The organism is Microcoleus sp., assembly GCF_041354475.1.
Classification (GTDB): Bacteria; Cyanobacteriota; Cyanobacteriia; order Cyanobacteriales; family Microcoleaceae; genus Microcoleus.
The window spans coordinates 1-3,958 of the sequence record NZ_JBGJZU010000135.1 but is presented as its reverse complement, the minus strand read 5'-3'; the positions used below and the strand labels follow the sequence as shown (position 1 = coordinate 3,958).

3 protein-coding genes are annotated in these 3,958 nt (G+C 45.5%); 2 read left to right on the top strand and 1 reads right to left on the bottom strand.

All coding sequences use genetic code 11. From position 1 onward, the window contains the following. Positions 1–88: 88 nt before the first annotated feature. Complete coding sequence (gene murF / locus ACBR23_RS27890; protein ID WP_371118168.1) at positions 89–1,474, bottom strand: UDP-N-acetylmuramoyl-tripeptide--D-alanyl-D-alanine ligase; 1,386 nt, start codon at positions 1,472–1,474, stop codon at positions 89–91. A 408-nt stretch (positions 1,475–1,882) separates the two neighbouring features. Between murF and ACBR23_RS27885 the strand changes: the two genes are divergently transcribed. Together ACBR23_RS27885 and ACBR23_RS27880 are read left to right on the top strand one after the other, a co-directional pair. Further along, positions 1,883–3,178: a hypothetical protein gene (locus tag ACBR23_RS27885; RefSeq protein ID WP_371120831.1), complete on the top strand. Its 1,296-nt coding sequence runs from the start codon at positions 1,883–1,885 to the stop codon at positions 3,176–3,178. A gap of 195 nt (positions 3,179–3,373) precedes the next feature. Then, positions 3,374–3,706, top strand: coding sequence for an RNA-binding protein (locus ACBR23_RS27880; RefSeq protein ID WP_341732033.1), 333 nt, complete (start codon positions 3,374–3,376; stop codon positions 3,704–3,706). Positions 3,707–3,958 lie beyond the last annotated feature (252 nt).

Sequence of the window (3,958 nt, the reverse complement as noted above, 5' to 3'; positions counted from 1 at the left end):
GTTGTCAGTTGTCAGTTGTCAGTTGTCAGTTGTCAGTTGTCAGTTGTCAGTTGTCAGTTGTCAGTTGTCAGTTGTCAGTTGTCAGTTGTCAGTTGTCAACAATCATATCAGTCCTCAGCCGATCGACTACTCTATTTAACTCCATCGCGTGAGAGGCCTTAAATAAAAGGCGATCGCCTGTTTCTACAAACTCCATTAAATGCCTTGCTAGCACATCGTGAGCATTTTCCGCCGAAATATCTTCTATTTCCACCAAAGGCAAACCAGCAGCACCACTCGCCATCGCCGCAGCTTCTTCAAAATCAGCAAACACAAACAAAGCATCGACATTTAAGTTTCGGGCTGCTGTTCCCACTTGTCTGTGAAATTCTAGGGATTTATCGCCCAATTCTTTCATGGTTCCCAACACCGCAATCCGCCGTTTTCCTGGAGTATCCGCCAACAGTCTCAAGGCCGCCAACATTGACTCCAAACCAGCATTATAAGTCTCATCCAAAATCACAATATCCTTCGGTAATTCGTACTTACGCGCTCTCCCATCGGGTAATTGTACAGACAAACCTTGCTGGAAAACTTGCCAATCAATATCTAACACCTTGGCTACTGCCAAAGCTGCTAGATAATTCACAGCATTGTGTCTTCCTGGTAGAGGTAGTGGCAATTCTCTATCTTGAATCCGCATTGAATTATTGTCGATGAATGTGCCATGTAAATCTCCACCTTCTAAGCCGTAAGTTAAAGTTTTTCCTGACCAAACTTTGGCTGCTGCTGTGATTAATTTCTCACTATCATGATTGAGAATAGCAATACTGGCGGCTGGCATTTCTGCTAATAATTCGCACTTAGCGGTCGCGATCGCCTCCGATGACCCCAATCGCCCAATATGTGCCGTTCCCACATTTGTAATTACTGCTATCGTGGGGCGGGCAATTTGCGCTAAAAGCGCAATTTCACCAAGTCCCCGCATTCCCATCTCAATGACGGCATAATTGTGTTTTGGCGACAGCTCTAACAGGGTCTTTGGTACTCCAATTTCATTGTTATAGTTCAATTGAGTTTTGAGTACATTCCCTTGGGTTGACAAAACTGCTGCAATCAATTCTTTAGTAGTGGTTTTACCTACGGAACCAGTTACCGCAATTACCGGTATACTGAATTGGTCGCGCCACCAACGGGCGATCGCCTGATAAGCTGTTAAAGTATTGTCAACTCGCAATAGGGGAAAGTTAGGAACTTTTCCTTGCCAATCGCGATCGACAACCGCCACGATTGCCCCCAAATCCCTGGCTTTTTCCACAAATTGATGCCCGTCAAAATTTTCTCCCCGCAGTGCCAAAAATACCTCTCCCCCCTGAATAGTCCGCGTGTCTGTGGTAATACCAGTGCCTAATGTTGTCAACACCGCCTCAGAGGCAACAGGCAAAGCTACGGTTAAAATTTCAGCAAGTTGGGAAATAGTGACGCGACAAACCATATTACTAGCACTCACACTTTAAATACTCAATTTCAGCACTCGCCGCCGATCGCCAGACCTCAAAATTAACTATTTGGGGGCTGTCGATCGGGATTTGCTTTAACAATCGTAATACTAAATCGCCCTCAGACTCACAAATCTCTAACTGGGGGTTTACATTTGCGAGTAATTTTTTACCTAAAATAATGGTGATTGAGGCCTTGCGAGGCGCTAAGAATTTGTGTCATGCTATTGTTAGTAAATAGTTTAATTAGACAAAAAAGAGCGATCGGCCCACGATGCTGACCGCTGCTGCCCCAAAGCTTTGGGAATCGAGCAAATCCATTAATTCAATTCAGGTGCTTCTTCAGCTAATTTATCGAGCCAATGGCGCTGCAACATCTTGCCCAATTTCGGAGGGTAAAAAGAGTGAATAATACCTGGAAAGACAGTTACAGCCGATCTAGCTACGAAGCTGAACAGCTACTTTATCAGCACTGGCTGAATCTGGTACAAGTAGAACAACCAGCGGAAATTATCCATCGTTTTCGCACTTTATTTATCAATTGTGAGAACTATCCCGATCGGGCGATCGTCGAGGCTTTGGAAAAAATCGCCACCTCAAAAGATGCAGAACCAGAATTCAAGTACATCCTCAACCGCTGCTGTCACATCGCCATCAACCGCTGGCAAACCTACCCCAACAAGCAAGTGGCCATCCCGGAATTGATCGCTGTATTTGAAGGGGTTCCCAAGGTCATATTTGGATACAATCGATCGCGGGCGATCGGTCATATCGCCAAATTAGTCAATCAATTTACCACCAGCGAACAGTACCTCGCCCTCAAACGCTTATCCAAAGTCATCCTTCACGGCTCAGAAGAGGGTAACAACAGCAAAACCCCCACTAACCTAGCCCTGGGAAGCTTAATTCCTCGCTACCCATACCTTTACACCCACTGCCTCCTCAGCGACGACAGCAACTACGAACAACAAAGAATCATTAAAAAAATCCAAGCCCGAAAGCAACAGCAATTTGAAATCAACCTCTCCCAATACGTCGCTCACCAAGTGAGAAAAATGCAAATAGCTCGCCGGGGAACCTCGGTTTCCTTTGGCAGGCTTATACAAAATATAAACAACCCCACGCTTTTGAGCGACACTGAACTGTTGTTCGCTGTCAAGCAATTTGTCGGCAAAGTAGAAGGAGGCAATACTTACAGACACCTAGCGAACAGTTTTCTTGCCCACACTAGCCAAAGTCAGTCCTACGGTTCTTTTAAAGATGATTTATACGAATACTTGATTTCTGGTGTCACCAACCACCGCTACGGTCAAGGTCAATTTAAGGAAAAATTGTATAAGCAATTACAAAGTACCTTTACCCACAGCGACTCTCAGAAGTTAAACGAATGTTTAATGATGAGAACTTGCAGCCAGTTATTGAATTTTTTAGTAGTAGAGAGTCAGAAACGACCCAACCACTTTGTCTTCATTGACCTCATCTCCAATCTCGGCCCCACGGAGACTACAGGTTTGCTGCTGAAAATTGTACTAATTTGCGGCAAAGTCAAACCCTACCTAGAAAAGCGTTTGGCAATTTTGTTCGGTCACTACGAGTTTTCTGCCAGAACAGGTGTGATGTGGTTAGTGAAAGCCCTAGAAAACCTGAATTTAGCTTTGAGTACCAACTTTGGCAAGGTAGACCTATCTTTCCTGCCGTAAATAGGCTCGGCGCCACTAACTCTTGAAACCTACTCATCAGAGACTATTCTGTGTTAAAATACCAAGTGTGAATTAGATTCGGTTGTAGGCTTTGTTCATTGCTACAGAATTGTCTAAAAACTTGCCCTTCTGTATCGGCAGGGAACTCTCCGAAACTGAAATCTTTGCACTGTCTAAATTTTGGAGTTATTTCCCATGTCGATATACGTCGGTAACTTATCCTACCAAGTTACCTCAGAAGACATCACCTCCGTCTTCGCCGAATACGGAACCGTTAAGCGAGTACATCTACCTACCGACAGAGAAACAGGTCGCCCTCGCGGCTTCGGTTTTGTAGAAATGTCAAACGATGCAGAAGAAGATGCAGCCATTGCTGCTCTCGATGGAGCAGAGTGGATGGGTCGCGACCTGAAAGTTAATAAAGCCAAACCCCGCGAAGATGAAGGTAATCGCTCCGGCGGCAACCGGGGCGGGGGTGGTCCAGGAAAATTTGCTCGCGGTGGAGGAGGAGGGGGAGGACGTTATTAATTTCCTCGGAGGCAGATTTGATATTGGAGATTTCCGATGAAGGGCACCTAGCTCCGAACCGCCTTCTGTTCAAATCTCCTGCTTTACGCTAAATAAACGCTAAAGCCAAGGGTCAAGCCCTTGGCTTTTAGCTAGACAGACGGGAATCCCCACACTATACCGCCTCGGTTAGTGTGGGATGAAAGGCGTGTGAGGTGAGGATTCCATCTGTTCACAATCTCAAAGCATAGCTTTGAGGAGTGGGCGGATGGA

What these genes read in the sequence shown, in the direction of transcription:
- murF (WP_371118168.1), bottom strand. Translation starts at nt 1,474, where the DNA reads ATGGTTTGTCGCGTCACTATTTCCCAACTTGCTGAAATTTTAACCGTA.
- ACBR23_RS27880 (WP_341732033.1), top strand. Translation starts at nt 3,374, where the DNA reads ATGTCGATATACGTCGGTAACTTATCCTACCAAGTTACCTCAGAAGAC.